This window comes from Collinsella sp. SGI.178 (assembly GCF_050313495.1).
Lineage (GTDB): Bacteria > Actinomycetota > Coriobacteriia > Coriobacteriales > Coriobacteriaceae > Collinsella.
The window spans coordinates 48266-69972 of sequence record NZ_JBNPLM010000004.1 but is presented as its reverse complement, the minus strand read 5'-3'; the positions used below and the strand labels follow the sequence as shown (position 1 = coordinate 69972).

Genomic DNA, 21707 nt, shown 5'->3' with positions numbered 1-21707 from the left:
CGTCGGCCTAGCCGACGAGCTTTTTTGTTATTCCGGGATCGTGTTTTCGGTACGGTCCGCAGCTTCTCAAACAATATCTTGATCTGTAACAGATGGACCCGATTTGGACGTCTGGCCGTTACAAATCGAGACAAACCAGCACGCCAGCCTCCGTTTGTCTAAATCTGTAACACGAGGAGCGATTTTTGTCGTCTAATTGTTACAGATCAAGATTATTCGGAAGCCCGGTTTGGTTTGTCTCAATCTGTAATGCCTAGGGCCGGTTTTGGTCGATAGATGTTACAGATCGAGACGTTTTGTTGGGATGGTTTCTATTGTCTCGATCTGTAACAGGTAGGGGTCAAAAGTGGGTCTAGCTGTTACAGATTTAGATTGTTGAGGATGGGTCGAGAGGAATATCTCGATCTGTAACAGTAAGACCCGGTTTTGCTGGGTAGCTGTTACAGATTGAGACAAACCGACGGGCCGCCCCGCCCCATCCGCCTGCCTCCACCTGATATTCGCCGATTTTCGTTGTGCCGCTGTACCCCCATGCCATATCCTCTAAACAACTACGCGGCACCATCGCCGCCGCGTCTACAAGAGAGGAATGTCCATGACCGCACCTGCGTCCAAGCTGCTCCAGCCCATTACGGTTGGCCCCCTTGAGCTCAAGAACCGCATTATGTTCCCGCCGCTGACCACCGGCTATGAGGAGCGCGACGGTTCCATCGGCGAGCGCAGCCTGGCTTTTTACGAGCGCCTGGCTCGTGGCGGCGTGGGCTACATCGTCATCGGCGACGTCGCTCCCGTCATGACCGCAAGCCCCACGCCCAAGCTGGCGACCGACGCCCAGATCCCCACGTTTAAGGCACTGGCCGACGCCGTCCACAAGCACGGTGCCAAGGTCGCGCTGCAGCTGTTCCACCCCGAGTACGACGTGCCCGGTGTCGGCCGCATGGTCATGGGCTCCATGGCTGCAGCCAAAGCCGCGCAGGAGGCCAAGGCCGCCGGCGACGAGGAGACCTTTGCCGCCAAGATGGCCGAGTCCAACGAGATCCGCAAGCAGGCATACGCCAAGCTGCACCACGACATGCAGCACTTTGTGAACGAGGCGAGTGTAGAGCAGCTCACCCAGATCAAGGAGGCCATCGCTGCCTCGGCCGCTCGCGCGCAGCAGGCCGGCATCGACGCCATCGAGGTCCACGGCGACCGCCTGGTGGGTTCGCTGTGCTCCGCGATCCTCAACAAGCGCACCGACGAGTACGGTGGCTCGTTTGAGAACCGCGTTCGCTACGCGCTGGAGGTCGTCGCTGCCATCAAGGAAGCCGCGCCGCAGCTGATGGTGGAGTATAAGCTCCCCGTGATCATGGAGAACCCCGACGGCACGCCGCGTGGCAAGGGCGGCCTGCAGCCCGATGAGGCCTGCGAGTTCGCCAAGCTGCTCGAGGGCGCGGGCATCGATATGATCCAGGTTGCACAGGCCAACCACACCGGCAATATGGGCGACACCATTCCGTCCATGGGCGCCATGCCCTACAACTGGACGCTGCCCGTGGCCGAGCGCGTCAAGGCCCTGGTCTCCGTGCCGGTGGCAACTGTGGGCCGTGTTGTCTCGGTCGAGGCCGGCGAGAAGATTCTGGAAGACGGCGCCGCCGACATCATCGCCTACGGCCGCTCGCTCATGTGCGACCCCGACATTGCGCTAAAGGCCGCCACGGGCGAGCCCATCCGCGAGTGCCTCAACTGCAACAAGGGCTGCGTCGATGCGATTCAAAACCGCAAGTACATCTCGTGTGTGCTCAATGCCGAGAACGGCGACGAGGCTACCATCGCCATTAAGCCGGGCGTGGGCGACAAGAAGATCGCCGTTGTAGGCGGCGGTATTGCCGGTCTGGAGGCCGCGCGCGTGGCGGCCAAGCGCGGCTACGACGTGACCGTCTACGAGGCGAGCGATCATCTGGGCGGCCAGATTGTGCTGGCGGCCGCGCCTCCGCGCAAGGACGAGATCATGCGCTCGGTCGAGTATTACGAGAAGATTCTGCCCGGCCTGGGCGTGAAGGTTGAGCTCAACCATGCCGCTACCACTGAGGACCTCAACGCCGCCGACGCCGCGATTGTGGCTGTGGGCGCGCACGACGTGGTCATCCCTGTTCCGGGTGCCGATTCTAAGAAGGTCGTCTCGAGCTGGGACGTGCTGGCCGGCAAGGTGGAGCTTACGGGCCGCGTCGCCGTCATTGGCGGTGGCCTGGTGGGTACCGAGACTGCCGAGTACCTGCTGCAGCACGGCTGCGAAGTGGCGATCGTGGAGATGCTCGACAAGATTGCCGCGGGCGAGTCCGAGACCATTCTGCCGCTGATTATGAGCGACTTTGCAGAGCACAACGTGGAGCAGCATGTTAAGACCCGTCTGACCGCCATTACCGACGAGGGCGTGGAGGCCGTGCGCACTGCCGATGACGGCGCCGAGGAGTCGGTGAAGATCGCCTGCGATTACGTGGTGATGGCCGTCGGTTCCAAGGCCAACGTGTTTGACTTGGATGGCGTTACGGTGCCCGTGACCTGTGTGGGCGACTGCTCGGGCGAGCGCACCGCCGACATTGCGAACGCCATTCGCACGGCATATCACGCGGCCAACGAGCTGTAGTTGAACATCGCGGCCAGGCGGGGCGGTAGCACGGATCTGTCTCGTCCGGCCGCGTCCCATCGGGTGTCAATCGGGGCGGGCCTGCAAGCGCAGCAGGTCCCGCCCTTTTTGTTTTGCCCCGGTGGACGGCAATGCGCGCTAATCATGGGGAGTGAGGCGTCTACTGCCTTGCAGGCTGCTCAAAATTATTGGAGGAGGGGTTAATAATCATATCCTCTATTCCAAAGGATATAAAGAGATGCCAATTTTGCTGGCAAGCGAATGACGATTAGCTGCGAGCTAGTTACCAGCGTAAATAATCAATAAAGAAATGTCGTAAATTGGTGTCAAATTCCCAGATAGCGCCGCGTCTATTTTAATTAACTGCTTTGAGCAAACAGTAAAATGCTACTATCTAACTTGCACGTAAGAAAGCAATTTAACGTTTAAGGCTAAGAAGTAGAAGTGGCAGGTATGTCAGAAACAACAAGGACTCGCACGCATGCGCCCGAGATTAGGCAGCGCGCTGTCGAGATCCTCCAAGAAGGGGTTGGCCATCGCGCGCTCGCCGCAGAGCTTGGCATCCCCCAGGCCACAGCCCGTCAGTGGGCCCGTGCGTATGCCGTGGGCGGCGTCGACGCCGTTCTCAATGCGGGCTCTCATCACCACACATATTCGTTTGACGTTAAGCTTGCCGTGGTTAAGGACCGCTTGGAACATGGTCTGACGGTGCGTGAGGTCATGGTCAAGCACAAGGTCCCCAGCGAGTCTTCGGTTAAAGCTTGGTGCCGACAGTATCGCGACGGTGGCGAGGCCGCCTTGGTCGATAAGCCGCGGGGTCGTAAACCGCGCGTTAAAAAGGCGGAATAGCGAACGGGATGGTGCGTCCGCAGGGGCGCATTTTTCTTGCCGCGCCAACTTTTTGGACCGCCGCGAGTCTATCGGGACATCCTTCAAAGTGGTCAATAAACCGCGCGCAGTGGCCCGTGCGCCCGCCGCTACGATAGGGGGAGCGTCGCCTCTCTGCTCCAAAGCGGACGTGCCCTTACCCCATACGCCTAAAACTCCCCAGTTGACCGAAAACCTGCCGCCTGAACTCCCAATTTGAGCTATAACGTTAAATAATTGCAGCGTTTTTGCATGGGGGAGTGATGGTATGACGCTACTGTATTTCCTTACCCTGTTTCCGCTGGTACCGGCGATGGGCATGCTGCTCGCGCGCAGTGACCGAGCCCGCGATGCGGTAGGGCTTGTAGGCTCCGGCATTATTATGGCGGTGACCGTTGTAGTTGCCGTCTTATTTTTTGGCACGGGTCCGCAGGGCTTTGAGGTTGCCCCCGGCACCTCGCATGTGCTCTCGATCATCAGCTCCGTCGTCGACGTAATTCTGTGCGCCGTCATCCTGTACAACGCGTTCAAATATAGGAACGCGCTTACCGGTGTGCTCGGCGTGGTGCAGCTGGTTGGTTCGGTTGCCTTCGCTGCCATGACGCTGCCCACGGCCGAGGTCGTCACCGCCACGCCGCTCTACCTGGACTATATGAGCGTGATCATGGTGCTCGCCGTTGGCATTGTCGGCAGCCTGATCTGCGTGTATGCCCTGGGCTACATGAAGGACTTCCAGGCGCACGATGAGCACGAGGCCGCGCTGCGTGGGCAGACCGCGCCCGACCGACGCCCGCAGTTCCTGGCGCTTATGTTCCTGTTCCTTTCGGCCATGTTCGTCATCGTGACGAGCGACAACCTGGAGTGGCTGTTCTGCGGCTGGGAAATCACCACCGTGTGCTCGTTTCTTATGATTGGCTATACGCGCACGCCCGAGGCCATCAAAAACGCCTTTACCCAGATCATCCTCAACATGCTGGGCGGCATCGCGTTTTTGGCGGGCCTTATGTTCCTGCACGTCAACGGCGTGCCGCTGACCATCTCGGGCATGATCGAGCTTTCCGGCGCCGGAACCGCGCAATCCGCGCTGCTGGTGCTGCCGGTCGTCTTGCTGTCGATCGCCGCGCTTACCAAGGCCGCACAGATGCCGTTCCACACCTGGCTGCTCGGCGCCATGGTCGCCCCCACGCCCACGAGCGCCCTGCTGCACTCGTCCACCATGGTCAAGGCCGGCGTGTTTTTGATGGTCAAGCTGAGCCCGCTGTACGCCACCTATCCCGTGACCGGCTTTATGGTCACGAGCGTGGGCGCCATCACGTTTTTGCTCGCCGCCCTCATGGCCATCTCGCAGAGCAATGCCAAGCGCGTGCTCGCGTACTCCACCATTTCCAACCTGGGCCTCATCAGTGCCTGCCTGGGTGTCGGCGCGCCCGAGGCCGTGTGGGCCGCCATCTTCTTGATCTTGTTCCATACGGTGGCAAAGTCGCTGCTGTTCCTGTGCGTGGGCACGGCCGAGCATCATATCGGCAGCCGCAATATCGAGGACATGGACGGCATGTTCAGCCGCATGCCGCACCTGACGCGCCTGATGATGCTGGGCATCATGGGCATGTTCGTGGCGCCGTTTGGCATGCTCGTGTCTAAGTGGGGCGCCCTGGTGGCGTTTGCGCAGACCGGCAATGTGCTCATGATCATGGTGCTGGCCTTTGGCTCGGCCGCGACGTTCTTCTTCTGGGGCAAGTGGCTCGCCAAGCTCTCGGGCGTGGATTCTACGGCCGAAAACGTGGAGGGCAATGTCCATAAGACCGAATGGATAGCGCTCAACACTATCGCCGCGCTGCTGATTCTGTGCTGTGTAGCGTTCCCGATTATCTCGAGCGGTCTGGTGTCGCCTTACTTGGCCATGGTGTTTGGCCGCGTGCCGTATGTTATTGGCAAGGATGCCATGTATCTAATGGTGGTTATCGTGGCTTTTATCGCCGTGGTGCTGCTAACTTCATTCCGCGTGAGCAACAAACCGCACGTAAACGTATATCTTTCGGGCGTGGGAACCGACAATTACCGTCATTTCCGCGGCTCGATGGGACACGAGGTGAAGGCCGAAAAGCGCAATTGGTACCTGGAGGACGCCCTTGGCGAGAAGCGTATTGGCCCCGCGGGCAGCATCGTGTGCTGCAGCATCATTCTGTTCGCGCTGCTATGCTGCGTATGGATTGGTCCCGATACGCTCGCCATGGGCGAGCCCTCGGTGCTGCGCGGCAAGTATTTCGAAGGCTCGGGCGTCGTGGGCATCTTTATAGGCACCGTGGCGTTTGCCCTGCTGGCGCCTTTGGTTGGTGGCCTGATCGACGGCATCGATCGCAAGCTGTCCGCCCGCATGCAGGGCCGCGTGGGACCGCGTCTGCTGCAACCGTTCTACGATGTAGCCAAGCTCCTGCGCAAAGCCCCTGCCAGCGTAAACACCGTGGACGATACCTACATGGCGTGCGCGCTCATCTTTACCGTGGTGGGCGGCGGCATCTTTGTGTCGGGTTCCAACACACTGTTATGCGCCTTTATGGTTACCCTCGCTGCGATCTTTGTGGTGCTGGCGTCCGCCTCGACGCAAAGCCCGTTTGCCCAGGTCGGAGCCGACCGCGAGCTGCTGCAGGTCATGAGTTACGAGCCCGCCGTTTTGCTGATGAGTGTGGGCCTGTACCTTGCCACCGACAGCTTCGATTCCATCGCCGTGACGGGGCAGTCGGCCCCCATCATCGTGTACAGCGCGCCCATTTTCCTCGCGCTGCTCGCAGTGCTTACCATCAAACTGCGCAAGTCGCCGTTTGACCTTTCGTACTCGCATCACGCGCATCAGGAGATCGTCCAGGGCGTCGCCACCGAGATGAGCGGCGGCACGCTGGCCAAGATGACCCTTATGCACTGGTGCGAGACCGTGCTGTTTTTGATGTGGGTGGGCATGTTCTTTGTTTGGGACAACCCGGTGAGCTGGGTCGTCGCCCTGGTCGTTATGGTCATGACGTATTTTGTCGAGGTACTGATCGATAACACCTTCGCCCGTAGCACCTGGCGCAGCTGCTTTAAGCTCGGCTGGGGTGTGGCGCTGGTGTTTGGCCTGCTCAACCTTATGCCCATCCTCGTCGACGTGTTTATTTAGGAGGCGGCATCCATGGATCATAAAATGTCGCGCTCGCCGTGGGTTATTCATTACGACGGCTCGAGCTGCAACGGATGCGATATCGAGGTGCTGGCCTCGCTCACGCCGCTGTTCGATGCGGAGCGCTTTGGCGTGGTCAACACCGGCAACCCCAAACATGCGGACATCTTTTTGGTGACGGGGTCGGTCAACGCCCAGAACTTGCCCGTCGTGCGCCAGATTTACAACCAGATGCTCGAGCCCAAGTGCGTGGTGGCGTGCGGCATCTGCGCGTGCTCGGGCGGCGTGTTCCGCGATGCGTACAACGTGATCGGTGGCGTGGACCGCGCAATTCCCGTGGATGTGTACGCGCCCGGATGCGCCATTCGCCCCGAGACGGTGATCGACGCCATTGTGGAGGCGTGCGGCATCCTGGACCAGAAGGAGGCCGTGATGCGCGCCGGCGGCGACCCGCTTACCGTGGGCGGTGCCGCTACCTGGGATGGTGGTGTTGAGCTGGGCGAGGACGGATTTGTGGCCCCGGCTGAGGCCGGCGACGCGCCCGCCGCTGGCGACGCACCTGCTGGGACGCCCGCCGCGTCCGCCGCTGCAAGGGGGGCCGAGTAATGCAAAAGGCAATCTATACCACCGTCGAGCTCGATGCGCTGCTGTCGCATGTCCAGGCGCTCAAGGGTGCCGGTGCTCGCTTTGTACAGATGCACGCCGAGCGCAATGTGGACGACGGCACGTATCGCTTGGTCTATACGTTCATCAACGTTCGCGCTGCCCAGGAGCAGATCGCGCAGGACGGCAGTTATGCGATTGAGAACCTGGTAGTCGATGGTATCGACCAGTACCAGGAGATTCCATCCATCAGCTCGTACTACCCTGCGGTGTTCCCGTTTGAAAATGAGGCACACGACCTGTTTGGGCTTGCCATTACCGACATGCAGATTGACTTTAAGGGCTTTTTCTACCAGGTCTCGACTGCCGAGCCCATGAGCGTCATCACGCCCGAGGTTAAGGCTGCGCGCGAGAAGGCCATGAAGGTCCGTGCCGCTGCCGAGGCCAAGGCGCGCAAAGCCGCGGCCGAGAAGGCCGCCGCTGCCGCGGCCGCTGCGGGGGAGGGCGCTGGCGATGCTGCGGGCGCTGCCGTCGCTCAGCCCACTGCGGCTGCCGGCGGCGATGCTCAGCATGACGAGGCTGCCGCCAAGGCCGCGCTCAAGGCCGCCGAGATGGAGGCAAAGCTCGCCGCCATGGATCCAGAGAAAGCGGCCAAGGTTCGCGCGGCGCTTGCCGCCAAAGCCGCCCGCGATAAGCAGAAAAAGGAGGCGTAAGGTCCATGGCACATCGCTCCGTTATTCCGTTTGGCCCGCAGCACCCGGTGCTGCCCGAGCCGCTTCACCTGGACCTGGTGCTCGAGGACGACCGCGTTATCGAGGCTATTCCTCAGATCGGCTTTGTGCACCGCGGACTCGAGAAGCTCACCGAAAAGCGTGACATGCACCAGTTTGGCTACATCGCCGAGCGCATCTGCGGCATTTGCGCCGTGGGTCACAGCTGCGGCTATGCCAGCGCCTGCGAGCGCATGCTCGATATCGAGGTGCCTGGCCGCGTGCAGTATATTCGCACCATTTTGCACGAGCTTTCGCGCATTCACTCGCACCTGCTGTGGCTGGGCCTGCTCGCCGATGCCTTTGGCTTCGAGGCGCTGTTCTATCGTTCGTGGACCCTGCGCGAGCAGATTCTCAAGATCTTTGAGAGCACGTGTGGCGGTCGCGTGATTCTGTCGATTAACGAGATCGGCGGCCTTAAGCACGATATCGAGGACTCCGAGCTGGCGGGCATTGTCCAGACGCTCGATGCCATGCGCCCCGACTACGAGGCCCTGGTGCATACGTTTTTGGACGACAACAGCTGCGGCGAGCGCCTGCATGGCGTGGGCGTGATCAGCAAGAAAGACGCGCTGGACCTGTCGATGGTCGGTCCGTTTGGGCGCGCCTCGGGCGTGGATTACGACGTGCGCATGTTTGGCGACGGTGCCTATGCGGACCTGGCTGCGTTTGAGCCCGTCGTTGCTACCGATGGCGACTGCTATGCCCGCTGCCAGGTGCGTTGCGCCGAGGTCACGCAGGCCATGGACATCATTAAGGAGCTTGTGGGCAAGATTCCGCACGACGGCATCGGCGGGCGCACCAAGCTTACGCCGGCCGACGGCGCACGCGGCGAGGTTGTGATTGAGCAACCGCGCGGCGAGGCGTACTACTATGTGCGCGGTAACGGCACCAAGAATTTGGACCGTTTCCGTGTGCGCACGCCGACGTCGCAAAACCTGGCGGGCCTGACGCATGCACTGCAGGGCGTGCTCATTGCCAACGTGCCCATGATTATCCTGACCATCGACCCCTGCATTAGTTGCACGGAAAGGTAGGCGCGGCATGAGTTTGATGACATTTGCCAAGACGGCCTTGGGCTCTATGGTCAAGCAGCCGGTCACGGTGTGCTATCCGCAGGAGAAGCTGGCGGCGCCCGAGCGCCTCCGCGGGCATATCGTCAACGATATGGACGTGTGCATCTGCTGCGGTATGTGCGCGCGTCGCTGCCCGGCGGGCGCGCTTGCGGTCGATCGCAAGGGTGGTACCTGGTCGATCGACCCGTACGCCTGCGTGGTGTGTGGCGAGTGCATCGAGAGCTGCCCCAAGCACTGCCTGACTATGGACACCGCGCGCACTCCAGTCGCGGCGGACAAGACTCCCACGGTAGAAACCAAGCCGGAGTAGCACTGGAATAGAGCTGGAATAGGGGCCGGTGGGGCAAAAATGCCCCGCCGGCCCCGCGCGTGAACGCGCGGCTAAGCCTCTGCGAACAAAAACTATGCCGGATTACGGGGCTGGATAGCGAACCTCCGACCATGCAGATAATTGCAAAAACAAAACCGCGGGTAGACAGCCTACCGTTTTCCAAAAAATGAAGGTATGGATGAGGGTCCCTACTTTAGCTCCGTAATCCGGCATGGTTTTGAAATGGCACCATATCCGTAACAGCCTTTGATCTCCCGTGGACGGAGGAAAACGGGCCCTTTTGGCCTTGCGAGGGCTGCCTCGTGACCCGTCTGCCACGAAATGGGCCTATCTACTACGTTTAAGCCGTCGCCCTCAACCATGGCAAATAATGCGAAATAAAAACCGCAGGTAAAACTCCTGTGGTTTTTCATGAAACGCGGTTATGGTCGGGGGTGCAGGACTAAACGTAGTAGATGGGCCGATTTCGTGGCGGGCGCCGTCAGCCGATCTCCGCGGGCGGAAGAAAACGGATCACTTTGGTCCTGCGAGGCTTGCGGAGGCATTCGTGCAGGGGCGCCCGAACAAAACTATGTCGGTTTACTACGATAAATTCGACATCCCCGACCATGACTGCATTTTTCCAAATATTGCAAGCGTTCTACCTGCGGTTTTGCAAGCTCGCAATTTGCTGTGGTTGAAGGTGGGCGATTCATCGTAGTAAACTGGCATCGTTTTGAAATGGCATTAAACCGGTAGCAGACATTTTGTTATGTCGGGGCGGTCGGTCTTCGGGCAACTACCCTCGCAGGTAGGCGATGGCGATTTGGGTGCGGTTGCGCAGGCCCATTTTGGCCAGGATTGAGCTGATGTGGTTTCGCACGGTGCCTTCGCCCATATAGGCGGTGGCGGCAATCTCCTTGTTATCGAGGCCGCGGGCAATGAGCTCGGCGACCTCGAACTCGCGGTCGGTCAGGCTGACGAAGGCCGCGGGCCGGCGGGTCGTGCCCACCTCGACGCCCGCCCCATCAAAGTCGACATCCTCGATTGCCTTACCCTCGAGCACGCGTTTACCGTCCATGACCTGGGCCAACGCCGGCGGGATGGCAGCGACATCGGTTTTGATCAGGTAGCCGCGGGCACCCAGTTTGAGCGCCGACACAATGTACTCGTCATCCGAGAATGTCGTCAGAAACACCACCCGCGCTGCAGGGTCGTGCTCAAGGATCTCGCGTGCCGCCGAAAGCCCGTCGCGCCCCGGCATCTGAATGTCGAGCAGCGCAATATCGGGTGCGTGTTCGGCATAAAGAGCCACTGCGTCGTTGCCGTCGGCGCCGGTACCCACCACCTCGATCTGCGGCTGGGCGCCCAGGATTATCTTGAGCGAATCGACCACCAAGCGGTCGTCGTCGACAACGATGAGCCTCATCGGCCCTCATCTCCTTGCTGTTTGGGAACGGTGGCAAACACACGCCAGCCGCCGGCGCCGGCGCGCGGGCCGGCGGTGAAGGTGCCGCCAAGCGCCTCGACGCGCTCGCGCATGGAGCCGAGCCCCATGCCTCCTGTGACGTTGCGGCCGCTTGATTGAGCCCCGCCCGCGCCATCGTCGGTAACGATGAGCTGGTAAAACGACGGATGCTCCATGCATCGTACGGTGACGGTCTGGGCGCAAGCGTGGCGCATGGTGTTGGAGAGCGCCTCGCGCAGGACCGCCGTAAAGCAGTTGGCGACATTTGCGGGCGCATGCTCGGCCAAAACCTCAAGTTCAATCTGCGGCCCGCCATCTGAGCGCGCGCCCTCCACGATGCGCTCGAGCTGTACGGAGAGATTCGCCGCGTTGTCGTTGAGCGCGTGGACGCTCGAGCGCACGAGCTGAAGCGCTTCGTCCACGGTGCGCTTGACGTCAGCGAAGTCGGCGGCGACGCCGGGCTCGTTGGCGTGGACCACGCGTAGGGCCTCGGTTTGCAGCGAGGCGCGCGTGAGCTGGTGCCCCACGTTATCGTGGATCTCGCGTGCGATGCGGGCGCGCTCGGCGAGCGTTGCGAGCTCGACCTCGTAGTCCTGGCGGTCGGCAAGGTCGCGGTTGCGCGCCTCGAGCGCGAGGGCTCGCTCCTGCAGCTCGTCGCGGGTGCGACGCATGCGCTCTTGCTCGCGCTCCAGCTGAGCGGTGCGCAGAGACAGCAAGGTGGCGGCGACTGAAAGGATGGCGGTCAACAGCAGCGCACGGGTGGGAAGCGCGCCGGCGTGGGCATATGCGACGAGTGCGCAGACAAAGATGGCGCCGGCGCCCAGCGCGACCCAAACGTGTTCACGGCGCACGCGTCGCGCGATGTCATAGAGGGCGAGGGGCGCAAACGGCACAAACGACGGCACAAAGACGGCCACCATAATGTAAGCGTAGCTCGCGGCCTCACCGGCGCGGCGGGCACGTTCGCCTTGCGCAATTTCCGTAAGCGAGGCGACTACGACGCCAAGACAAAACGCCGCGACCAAGCAAGCATCCACAGCAAGGCCCAGAGCGGCCGCGATACAGCACGCCAGCACGATCGATTTGTCGAATAGCCTGTTCATACGGGTATTGTACGCGATGGTGCGCGCGACGATTGCTCAGGTGCCGCAACCGTGACATTCCTCCCGCCCGCCCCCGCCGCACTCGTGACAAAGCTCACTGGTGCGCGCCGGCGGCTCCTGCGATGATGCAATCGTACCGGGCCGAAATCAACGGAAGGGCCGACTCATGACAGACATCGTCCACGTCGAAAACCTCGTCAAGCGCTACGACGATCTTATCGCGCTCGACCACTTTAACCTGAGCATAGCCCCCGGCGAGATCTTTGGCCTGCTGGGCCCCAACGGCTCGGGCAAGACCACGTCCATCAACTGCATCCTGCAGCTGCTCGCCTACGATAAAGGCACCATCGAGTTGTTCGGCGAGCCCATGACGCCCACGCGTTACGACCTCAAGCGCCGCATCGGCGTGGTGCCGCAGCAGGTGGCGGTGTTCGACGAGCTCACGGTGCGCGAGAACATCGACTATTTCTGCAGCCTTTACGTCAACGACCGCAAGCGCCGTCGCGCGCTGGTCGACGAGGCCATCGACTTTGTCGGGCTGGGCGACTTTGCCAAGTTTCGCCCCGGCAAGCTCTCGGGCGGTCTGGCGCGTCGCCTCAACATCGCCTGCGGCATCGCGCACAAGCCCGAGCTCATCTTCTTCGACGAACCCACGGTGGCCGTCGACCCGCAGAGCCGCAATGCCATCCTGGAGGGCATCTGCCGCCTGCGCGACGAAGGCGCCACGGTGGTGTATACCAGCCATTACATGGAGGAAGTCGAGCAGATCTGCAGCCGCATCATGATCATGGACGGCGGGCGCGTGCTGGCGCAGGGCACCAACGACGAGCTCAAGCGCATGATTCAGATGGGTGAGCGCGTGACCGTCGAGGTCGGCGCCGTCGAGCTCGCCACGGTCGAGCGGCTGCGCGCCCTCGAGCACGTGCTTTCGGTTGAGCTTTCCGGCGGCGAGCTCGTCTGCACCTGCGAAGCGAGCCCGCACAACCTGGTTGACATCCTCGACACGCTGCGCGCCGCCGATGTGGCGCTCGGCCGCGTGTGGAGCGAGCCGCCGACCCTCAACGACGTATTCCTCGAGATCACCGGCTGCGAGCTGCGCGACTAGGGGGCGGTCATGTTCAACACCATTATCATTACGGTCAAGACGCTGCTGCGCCGGCCGAGCACGTGGGTTTGGGGCGCGATCTTTCCCGTCGCGCTTTCCACGATGTTCATGTTTATGTTTGCGAATCTGAGCTCCGACGGCACGGTCGACCCGGTGCCGGTGGCCGTCGTGGCGGATGAGGCCTGGGGCGCCTCGACCTTTAAGGACGTGGCGACGTCGCTTGCCAAGGAAGGCGACGACCAACTGCTCGAGATCCACGAGTGCGACGATGCAGTCGATGCGAACCGTGCTCTTAAGGCCGGCGAGGTCGCGGGCATCTATACGGTCGATGCCGCGGGCACGCCCAAACTCACACTGCTTTCGAGCTATGACAGCTCGCGTGCGACGTCGGTGCTCACCGACCGCAGCATCCTGGAGACGGTGGCAAGCTCGTATACGCAAAATGCCGAGCTCATGCGCCAGATTGCCCAGGACAACCCGGCGGCGCTCGCCGACCCGGAGGTGGTTGCGCGCGCCCTGTCGCTCGAGGGCGGAACCCGCCGTGTGAGCCTGACGCGTGCCACGCCCGATGGCACGGTCATCTACTACTACGCGCTCTTTGGCCTGGTCGCGATGATGTCTGCCGAGTTTGCCGCCTTGAGCGTCGTCGACCTGCAGCCCAATCTGTCGGGCCTTGGTGCGCGTCGCTGCGTGGGTGGCCTTTCCAAGACGGCGTCGCTGGCCGGCATCTTTGTGGGCTCGTGGTTGGTCTCCTTTGCCTCGATGACGATCGCGATCGGCTACGTGCGCCTGGTCGTGGGGGTCGACTTTGGCGGGCGCGAGGGGCTCTGCCTGGTGGGCGGCGCCGTGTCCGCGCTTGCCGCCACGGGTCTGGGCCTTTTTGTGGGCACGCTTCCCGTTAAGGGCGGCAAGGCGTCCAAGTCGGGCATCCTCACGGGCTTTGCCACCACGTGCGCCCTGTTCGCCGGCCTCTACGGCGAGCCGGCGATGGCGCTTGCCGACGACGTCGCCCGCGCCTGCCCGGCCGAGAGTTGGCTCAATCCCGTCAAGCTTATCTGCGACATGTTCAACCGCTTGTATTTCTTTGAGGACCTGGGTCCCTTTGCCGTTCGTGCCGGCGCGCTGGCCCTTATGGCGTTGCTGTTCGTTGCCGCCGCCACGCTGATCTTTGGAAGGAGCCGCTATGAGCACCTTTAAGACTGCGCTTCGCATGGCGCTGGCGCACCCGTTCTACCTGCTCATCTATACGGTGTTCATCTCGCTCATGGGCGTATTCATCGCGGCATCGGTGAGCTGGAACTCGTCGCAGCTCAGCGAGTACGAGCCCTACGACACCAACGTGATCGTGGTCGACCGCGACGACAGCGACCTTTCGCGTGCGCTTACCAAGCACCTGGGCTCGCGCTTTGATCTGGTCACGGGTATCGGCGAGGACACCTACGACCTTGCGGACGCGCTCTCCAAGAGCAACAGTGCCAAGGGCAGCGCCAACTGCGTGTTCTTTATTCCGGAGGGGTTTGAGGACGACCTCGTCGCAGCCGCCCGATCGGGGGAGTCCCTGCCCAAGCTCGATGTGACCTACGGTGCCGGCACCATGGCGGCGGCGCTTTCGTCTGCCGAGGCCTCGCGCTGGATCTCGCTCGCGGGCGCTGCGGCCGCACTTGATCCTACTGCCTCCGACGGTGACGTCGCCAAGGCCGCCGAGCATGCCGCCGTCAAGCGCGCGGAGGTCGAGATCGAGCAGGTCAAGGTCGACTCGACAGCCGCCGCCACGCTTGAGTCGTACTTCAACTTTGGCACGTACGCGATTATCTCGTCGGTTATCGTATCGGTGGGGCTGGTGTTCTCGGGCATGAACGAACCCGAGCGCGTGCGCCGCATGGAGGCCAGTCCGGTCTCCGAGCGTCAGCGCTCGCTTGCCGTGTTTGCGGCCGCTGCCGTGCTCGCCGTCTGCATCTGGTTTGTGTCGAGCATGATGGGCGTCGTGGGCTTTGCCGACGCGGTCGCCGAGGTCGGCGTAGGTCGTGTATGCCTGGCGCTGGCGGCAACGTTTGCCCTGGCGTGCACGCCGCTGGCCGTTGGCTTTGCGTTGTCGGGCTTGGGCGCGCGCGAGGAGCTGCTCAACGGTGTGGGCAACCTGCTCGGCATGCTCATGACGTTTTTGGGCGGCGCCTGGATGCCGCTGTCGCTGATGGGCCCGGCCGTGCAGACGGTGGCGCACTTTGTACCGACGTTTTGGGTGAACGACGCAATCGGCAAGGCGCTCTCGTCGGACCTGACGTCCGCCGTGCTGGGAGACATCGCCTGCGACCTCGGCGTCACGGTGCTCTTTGCTGCGGCCATCGCCGCCGTAGGCCTAGCCCTCGCACGCGCCAAATCCCACGCCTAGCCACCTAGTCATTGGGTGCTCATTGGGGACAGACTTAAACGACCAAGGGTGGTCATTGGGGACAGACTTAAACGACTAGTCATCGGGGACAGTCTTTGCCGATTCGCCGGCTCGCCGGCAGGGTTGCCAAGGACTGTCCCCAGCTGCCGGCAGGAAAGGAACGTCCCTAGCTGCCAGGTGGCGAGGCACTCATTTAAGTCCGTCCCCAATGAGTGGTTTCGGTCATTTAAGTCTGTCCCCAATGACTAGGCGCCGTACTTGACTTTGACCCCACTTTAACGGGTACCATCCTCTATGTCTGTAACGCCATATAGACCGAGGGGATAGATCTATGACCACAACTTCACCCGCAGCACCCGCTAAGGTGTACTTCACCAACTTGCGTACGCATACTCGCGAGAGCCAGCTCGACAAACTCAAGCGCCTCATCCGCCGCGCCGGTATTGAGCAGATCGACTTTGAGAACAAGTTCGTCGCTATCAAGATTCACTTTGGCGAGCTGGGCAACCTGAGCTTTTTGCGCCCCAACTACGCCCGCGCCGTCGCGGATGTCGTGAAGGAGCTGGGCGGCAAGCCCTTCCTCACCGACTGCAACACGCTCTATGTCGGTAGCCGCAAAAACGCGCTCGAGCACATCGACACCGCTTATCAGAACGGCTTTACCCCGTATGCCACGGGTTGCCAGATCATCATCGCCGACGGCCTTAAGGGCACCGACGAGGCGCTCGTCCCGGTCGAGGGCGGCGAGTACGTGCGCGAGGCCAAGATCGGCCAGGCGCTCATGGATGCCGATATCGTGATTAGCCTCACCCACTTTAAGGGCCATGAGCAGGCCGGCTTTGGCGGCGCCATGAAGAACCTGGGCATGGGAGGCGGCAGCCGTGCCGGCAAGATGGAGCAGCATGCCGCCGGCAAGCCGAACGTCGCGACCGAGCACTGCATTGGCTGCCGTGCCTGCGAAAAGATCTGCGCGCACAACGCTATCTCGTTCGACGACACCCGCGAGCGCGAGCTTGCCAGCGGCGCTACTCGTACGGTGCACGTGGCTGCTATCGACCACGATCGCTGCGTGGGCTGCGGACGCTGCATCGGCGTGTGCAACCAGGACGCCATCAAGCCCGTCTATGACGCCGCGGCCGACGTGCTCAACTGCAAGATCGCCGAGTACACCAAGGCCGTCGTCGACGGCCGCCCGAGCTTCCACATCTCGCTTGCCATGGATATCAGCCCCAACTGTGATTGCCATCCCGAAAACGATACGCCTATCGTCAACGATATCGGCATGTTCGCGAGCTTCGACCCGGTCGCCATCGACCAGGCCTGTGCCGATGCCGTCATGGCGTCCGAGCCGCTGCCCAACACCGAGCTCACCGATAGCGCGGCCAAGATGGAGCATAACCACGAGCATCTGGAGGGCGAGCAGGCGCGTGACCCCTTCTGCATCACGCATCCCGACACCGACTGGCGCGCGTGCATCGCGCACGCCGAGAAGATCGGCCTGGGCACGAGCAAGTACGAGCTTATCGAGGTCAAATAGCGCCTAGCTATTGGACAATATAAGCGCCTTTGTGGCGTAATTCGAGCAAAAGCCGCCCGCGAGCACAGCGCTCACGGGCGGCTTTTCGGAAGTGCGGGGAAAAGTCGAATACCGCCGACCACAAGGCGTTTTTGGCAACAAAACCCCTGATAAATTGTTGGTAAAACTGCGGTCTGGTCGGCAGTTCCAGATTTTGCCGCATACTTCCGAAGGCGGGAGCCAAAACGGTCCTCCAGCGCTGTAATCAACCATGATTGTTCGCCGTTGATGCGTCAACAAGAAAAGAATGGGTAAACAAGGGGTCACGTATGGTGCAAATTTCGCACGTACCCAGACGCTTTGATATAGTGTTGAGAACTCTTTACGTTGGAGGATGTAACCGGCATGTCCGATTCGAGCGACAGTTCTAAGCCGCGACCCAAGACCGCGGCCGTTCCACACTACACGGTGGGTGAGGAGATCATGAACTCCGTCACCCATGGTGTCGGTTGCCTGCTGGGCATCGCGGGCCTGGTGCTCCTGATCGTATTTGCCGCTCTTCGCGGCGGAGGCCCAGCCCACATGGCCGCGGCGATTGTCTATGGCGTCAGCATTATCCTCGAATACCTAGCCTCTACGCTCTACCACGCGATTCAGCCCGCGCGCGCCAAGCGCGTGTTTCGCATCATCGACCACAGCTGCATCTACCTGCTCATAGCCGGCAGCTATACGCCGTTTTGCCTCATCACACTGGCAAACGACGGCGGCCCTATGCTGTTCTTTGCCGTATGGGCCATCGCCATTATCGGCATCGCCCTCGAGTGCTTTATGCGCGAGCGTCAACCGCACTGGGTAAGCGGCCTGGTCTACCTGCTGATGGGCTGGCTCGTCGTCTTTAAGCTGCCCGAGCTCGTGTCGCTGCTCAACCCCGTGGCACTTGCCCTGCTCGCTGTCGGCGGCGTGTGCTACACCGTGGGCGTGCCGTTCTACATCGCTAAAAACGTGCGCTACCTGCACAGTGTGTTTCACTTGTGGGTGCTCGCCGGCAGCATCTTCCAGTTCATGGCGGTGATCCTCTTCGTAATCTAGCGATCACGTCTGTGCCTGCGGATCCATCCAAGCGGCCGCCGGACGCAACTGCCCTATCCGTTATCTACGCTTACTACCTAACGTCCCGAATCTTGGAGGTTCGAGAAACTCCCGATGGACATAACCATCTCCCTTATCACCACCCTCGTTTTGACCCTCATCAACGGCTACTTCTCTATGTCCGAGATGGCGCTCACCACGGCAAAGCGCGCCGTGCTGGAGCACGAGGCCGAGGAAGGCGACAAACGCGCCGAGCGTGCCGTTAAGCTGGCTGCCGACTCCGACCAGCTGCTCGCCACCATTCAGGTCGCCATCACGCTCGTGGGCTTTGCCTCGTCCGCCGTTGCTTCGACGAGCCTGTCCGACCCGCTCGCCACGTGGCTCATGAGCTTTGGCATCGCGCCGCTCTCTGCCATCGCGCGCGGACTGGCGCCGGTCATCATCACCGTTGCGGTCGCCTTCGTGTCCATCGTGATTGGCGAGCTTGTGCCCAAGCGCATTGGTCTGGCCAATGCCGAAGGCGTGTCCAAGCAGGTCGTGGGGCCGCTGTCGTTTTTCCAAAAGATCGCCCGTCCGCTCGTGTGGCTGACCGGCGCTTGCTCCGATGGTCTGGCCCGCATCCTGCGCATCAAGAGCGCCGACGATCGCCAAAACGTCTCGGAGGAAGAGATTAAGTACATGGTCTCGGAGCAGGACGACCTGCTCGACGAGGAAAAGCGTATGATCCACGAGATCTTCGACCTGGGCGATACCGTTGCCCGCGAGGTCATGGTGCCGCGCGTGGACACCACCATGTGCGAGGACGACGAGACGGTCGCCGACGTGCTGTCCACTATGCGCCAGACCGGCTTTAGCCGCATCCCCGTCTATCACGAAGATCCCGACAACGTGGCGGGCATCGCGCACATCAAGGACCTGATTCAGCCCTCGCTCGACGGCGAGGGCGACCAGCCCATCGCCGGTTATTTGCGCGACGCCACCTTTGTGCCCGACACCAAGGACATCCTGCCGCTGCTGTCCGAGATGCAGACTTCGCACGACCAGATCGTGGTGGTCGTGGACGAGTACGGCGGCACGGCCGGCATCATTACCATCGAGGACATCGTCGAGGAGATCGTGGGCGAGATCGAGGATGAGTTCGACCCTGACAACAAGTACCTCACGCGTCTTTCGCGCCGTGAGTGGCTCGTCGATGGGCGTTTTTCGTGCGATGATGCGATTGAGCTTGGTTGGCCGCTCGAGGAAAGCGATGATTATGAGACCATCGCCGGCTGGATTTTGGAACTTTGCGACTCGGTGCCCGACATCGGAGAGGTGTTTGAGGTTGCAGGGTACAAGTTCAAGGTGCAGTCGATGCGTGGCCAGCGCATCTCGCTTATTCGCGTGATCGCTCCGGCCGAAACCGATAAGAAGGATTCCGAGTCCTCGGCAGATAAGCCGGCGACGCCGGGCGCGGGCTCTGCGGACCCGCACGACGGCGACGAGTAGGGCAAGGAAGAGTAGGGGAGAGTTATGGCAGGCCTGTTCAACATCCTTAAGGTCACCGTCAGCGAGGACAAGATCTGCGCGCATGTGCTGGTGAACCCCGGCATGCCGCTCATGACCTCGGAGGACATCGAGGCCACGGCGCGCGTGTACTACCTGGTGCCCGCGATTGCCAAGCACCTGTGCCTAGGCGATTCCGGTCGTGAATTCCAGGACTGCATGGGCCAGACCGAGCTTTGCCATCTGCTTGAGCACGTGACAGTGGAGCTCATGAATGAGACCGGTCTCGCCGGCATCATTTCGTGCGGCCGTACCCGCGTAAGCGAGCACGATGAGCGTGTCTTTGAGGTTGAGCTTTCATGCCCCGATGACGCGCTGGCCATCGGCGCGCTGTCTTCGGCGACCTTTATGATGGACTGGGCCTATCTGCACGCCGACCAGCCTGCCCCTGACGTGGAGGGCACGGTCGCGGGCCTGCGCAACCTGGTGCTGGGTATGCGCGCCGAGGCCGAGGGCAAGGATCCGCACGAGGCCATCGCCGCCGCAAACGCCGAGGACGGGGCCGAAGGCGAGGCTCCTGCCGATTCCGAACCCGGCGTCGAGGCAGCTGCTGAGGAAGCTGTCGAGTCCGAGCCCGCGGAGCCCCAGGGTGTCCCGAGCTTTGACGATGAGCTGCAGGAGGCAATCGATACCGAGGGCGCGACCGCCGAGAGCCACGAGGCCCCCGCTGCCGTCTACGGTGGCGCGGCGACGGTTCCGGCAGGTCCCGCACAGGAAGGTGCGCTTCCGCTCGTTGATGGCGCCGGCGAGGACCCGGCGGCCACGGTGGCCATGCCTGCCATGCCGCAGGAGTAGGCTCACTCGCTTATCACCATCATGTACCTGCGCTTTTACCGTACGCAGATGAGCGCGACGGCAAGTGTTGCGCTGCGGGTATAATGGACAGCATTCAAACGGTGGGCATCGAGGTGCCCGCAGGAGAGGAATGATCATGGGAAAGACTTTCAGCTTTGTCTCCGGTGCGCTCTTTGGCGCTGCCGCCGGCGCTATCATCGGCGTTGCTCTGGCCCCGCGCTCGGGTGCCGAGACCCGTGCCATGGCCGCCGATATCGCCAACGATGCCTGGGACAACATGCGCGACACCTACGAGCACGGTGCCGAGGAGGCTCGTGCCGCGGTCAACGACTTTGGTCCGATGGTCGACGCCAAGACCGATGACCTGCGCGCCAAGGTCGACCTGGCCCGCGAGCGCATGGACCAGCTTCGCGAGCAGCTCAACGACGCCATCTCGGGCGGCAACGTGACGCCCGCTGCCGACGTCGTGGTCGAGAACGTCACTGAGGCCGGCACCGAGGCCACGGAGCCCTCGACCGAGGCATAATGCGCGCAGGGGATTTTGTCGGCGTCAAGGTTTATCGTAAGCCTGCCGAAGACAAGCGCACCAAAAAGGACGGCACGCCGCGCAGCCCCAAAAAGCTCGGCAAGATTCACTTTCCGGTTTTTACCCCGGGCGGTACGCGCGTGGTGGGCTTTATGGTTCGCCAGTCCGATATCGCGGGCATGATCGAGCGCCCTGATCGATTTGTGGCACTCGATGCCATCGGCGTCTATGAGGGTGCTGTCGCGGTCGACGACGTCAAGGGCACCTACGATGCCGCCGCGGCCAAGCGCCTCGATATCAACCTGGACGATTGCATCATCTGGGTTGGCATGGACGTGCGCACGGAATCGGGCGACGTCGTGGGCTACTGCTCGGACGTTGAGTTCAAGCCGCGTTCGGGTATCGTGCAGACGTTCTACGTGACCGCCGGCGCTGCCTCGAGTGTGCTGGTGGGCGACACGCAGATGCCGCCGACGATGCTGCGCGGCTACGAGAACGGCGCGATGATTGTCTCGGACGAGGTCAAGTCGCTCGGGTATTCGGGCGGCGCGGCCGCCAAGGCTGCCGAGGCCAGTGTCGTGGTGGGCGATAAGGTCAAGAAGGGCGCCAAGGTGCTCGATGACAAGGGATCGGCCGCCGTGGACAAGGGCAGTCGCGCACTGGGCAAGCAGCTCGGCAAGACGCGCGGTATGTTCAAGGCCTTTAAGGACGAATATCAAAAGGCGAGCGGGGGCTCGTCAAAAGCTAGCAAATAGCGACGTACCAAAT

Annotated in this window: 18 protein-coding genes; 16 read left to right on the top strand and 2 right to left on the bottom strand. The window is 61.8% G+C overall.

Annotated elements, in window-relative coordinates:
* The first annotated feature begins 595 nt into the window (after positions 1-595).
* The 7 genes from bilR (at position 596) to ACQRAQ_RS02270 (ending at position 9403) form a co-directional block, all read left to right on the top strand.
* Positions 596-2626, top strand: coding sequence for a bilirubin reductase, long form (gene bilR / locus ACQRAQ_RS02300; protein WP_427793709.1), 2031 nt, complete (start codon positions 596-598; stop codon positions 2624-2626).
* Positions 2627-3079: 453 nt separating this feature from the next.
* Positions 3080-3475, top strand: coding sequence for a helix-turn-helix domain-containing protein (locus tag ACQRAQ_RS02295; protein WP_427747654.1), 396 nt, complete (start codon positions 3080-3082; stop codon positions 3473-3475).
* 286 nt (positions 3476-3761) lie between these two features.
* Positions 3762-6644 (top strand): proton-conducting transporter membrane subunit, encoded by a 2883-nt coding sequence (locus ACQRAQ_RS02290; protein WP_427747607.1) that lies wholly within the window; start codon positions 3762-3764, stop codon positions 6642-6644.
* A gap of 12 nt (positions 6645-6656) precedes the next feature.
* On the top strand, positions 6657-7250 hold the full coding sequence (locus ACQRAQ_RS02285) for an NADH-quinone oxidoreductase subunit B family protein (RefSeq protein ID WP_154516632.1): 594 nt from the start codon (positions 6657-6659) through the stop codon (positions 7248-7250).
* Positions 7250-7960 (top strand): NADH-quinone oxidoreductase subunit C, encoded by a 711-nt coding sequence (locus tag ACQRAQ_RS02280; RefSeq protein WP_427793707.1) that lies wholly within the window; start codon positions 7250-7252, stop codon positions 7958-7960. Before ACQRAQ_RS02285 ends, ACQRAQ_RS02280 begins: the two co-directional genes overlap by 1 nt.
* Positions 7961-7965: 5 nt before the next feature.
* Complete coding sequence (locus tag ACQRAQ_RS02275) at positions 7966-9054, top strand: nickel-dependent hydrogenase large subunit (protein ID WP_427793705.1); 1089 nt, start codon at positions 7966-7968, stop codon at positions 9052-9054.
* A gap of 7 nt (positions 9055-9061) precedes the next feature.
* A complete protein-coding gene (locus ACQRAQ_RS02270; protein ID WP_427793703.1) occupies positions 9062-9403 on the top strand; it encodes a 4Fe-4S dicluster domain-containing protein in 342 nt (113 codons plus the stop codon).
* A 799-nt stretch (positions 9404-10202) separates the two neighbouring features.
* On the opposite strand, the gene ACQRAQ_RS02265 is transcribed toward ACQRAQ_RS02270, so the two are convergent.
* A complete protein-coding gene (locus ACQRAQ_RS02265; protein ID WP_427793701.1) occupies positions 10203-10832 on the bottom strand; it encodes a response regulator in 630 nt (209 codons plus the stop codon).
* On the bottom strand, positions 10829-11974 hold the full coding sequence (locus tag ACQRAQ_RS02260) for a sensor histidine kinase (protein ID WP_427793700.1): 1146 nt from the start codon (positions 11972-11974) through the stop codon (positions 10829-10831). The genes ACQRAQ_RS02265 and ACQRAQ_RS02260 overlap by 4 nt, the downstream gene beginning before the upstream one ends.
* A gap of 166 nt (positions 11975-12140) precedes the next feature.
* Here ACQRAQ_RS02260 and ACQRAQ_RS02255 point away from each other — a divergent pair, with 166 nt between their 5' ends.
* The 9 genes from ACQRAQ_RS02255 to ACQRAQ_RS02215 all read left to right on the top strand — a co-directional run bounded on the left by ACQRAQ_RS02255 (position 12141) and on the right by ACQRAQ_RS02215 (position 21694).
* Positions 12141-13079: an ATP-binding cassette domain-containing protein gene (locus tag ACQRAQ_RS02255; RefSeq protein WP_427793698.1), complete on the top strand. Its 939-nt coding sequence runs from the start codon at positions 12141-12143 to the stop codon at positions 13077-13079.
* Between the two features lie 9 nt (positions 13080-13088).
* Positions 13089-14276 carry an ABC transporter permease gene (locus ACQRAQ_RS02250; RefSeq protein WP_427793696.1) on the top strand — a complete coding sequence of 396 codons (1188 nt, stop codon included), beginning with the start codon at positions 13089-13091 and terminating at the stop codon, positions 14274-14276.
* Positions 14263-15468, top strand: a complete 1206-nt coding sequence (locus ACQRAQ_RS02245) for an ABC transporter permease (protein ID WP_427793694.1) — start codon at positions 14263-14265, stop codon at positions 15466-15468. The genes ACQRAQ_RS02250 and ACQRAQ_RS02245 overlap by 14 nt, the downstream gene beginning before the upstream one ends.
* Positions 15469-15799: 331 nt before the next feature.
* Positions 15800-17005 (top strand): DUF362 domain-containing protein, encoded by a 1206-nt coding sequence (locus ACQRAQ_RS02240; RefSeq protein WP_427793692.1) that lies wholly within the window; start codon positions 15800-15802, stop codon positions 17003-17005.
* Positions 17006-17389: 384 nt separating this feature from the next.
* Positions 17390-18073 carry a PAQR family membrane homeostasis protein TrhA gene (trhA, locus tag ACQRAQ_RS02235; RefSeq protein WP_427747617.1) on the top strand — a complete coding sequence of 228 codons (684 nt, stop codon included), beginning with the start codon at positions 17390-17392 and terminating at the stop codon, positions 18071-18073.
* Positions 18074-18187: 114 nt separating this feature from the next.
* Positions 18188-19561: a hemolysin family protein gene (locus tag ACQRAQ_RS02230; protein WP_427793690.1), complete on the top strand. Its 1374-nt coding sequence runs from the start codon at positions 18188-18190 to the stop codon at positions 19559-19561.
* A gap of 24 nt (positions 19562-19585) precedes the next feature.
* Positions 19586-20413 carry a cyanophycin synthetase family protein gene (locus tag ACQRAQ_RS02225; protein WP_427793688.1) on the top strand — a complete coding sequence of 276 codons (828 nt, stop codon included), beginning with the start codon at positions 19586-19588 and terminating at the stop codon, positions 20411-20413.
* Positions 20414-20549: 136 nt separating this feature from the next.
* Positions 20550-20939 carry a YtxH domain-containing protein gene (locus ACQRAQ_RS02220; RefSeq protein ID WP_427727249.1) on the top strand — a complete coding sequence of 130 codons (390 nt, stop codon included), beginning with the start codon at positions 20550-20552 and terminating at the stop codon, positions 20937-20939.
* Positions 20939-21694, top strand: a complete 756-nt coding sequence (locus ACQRAQ_RS02215; protein ID WP_427793686.1) for a PRC-barrel domain containing protein — start codon at positions 20939-20941, stop codon at positions 21692-21694. Before ACQRAQ_RS02220 ends, ACQRAQ_RS02215 begins: the two co-directional genes overlap by 1 nt.
* Positions 21695-21707: the final 13 nt, after the last annotated feature.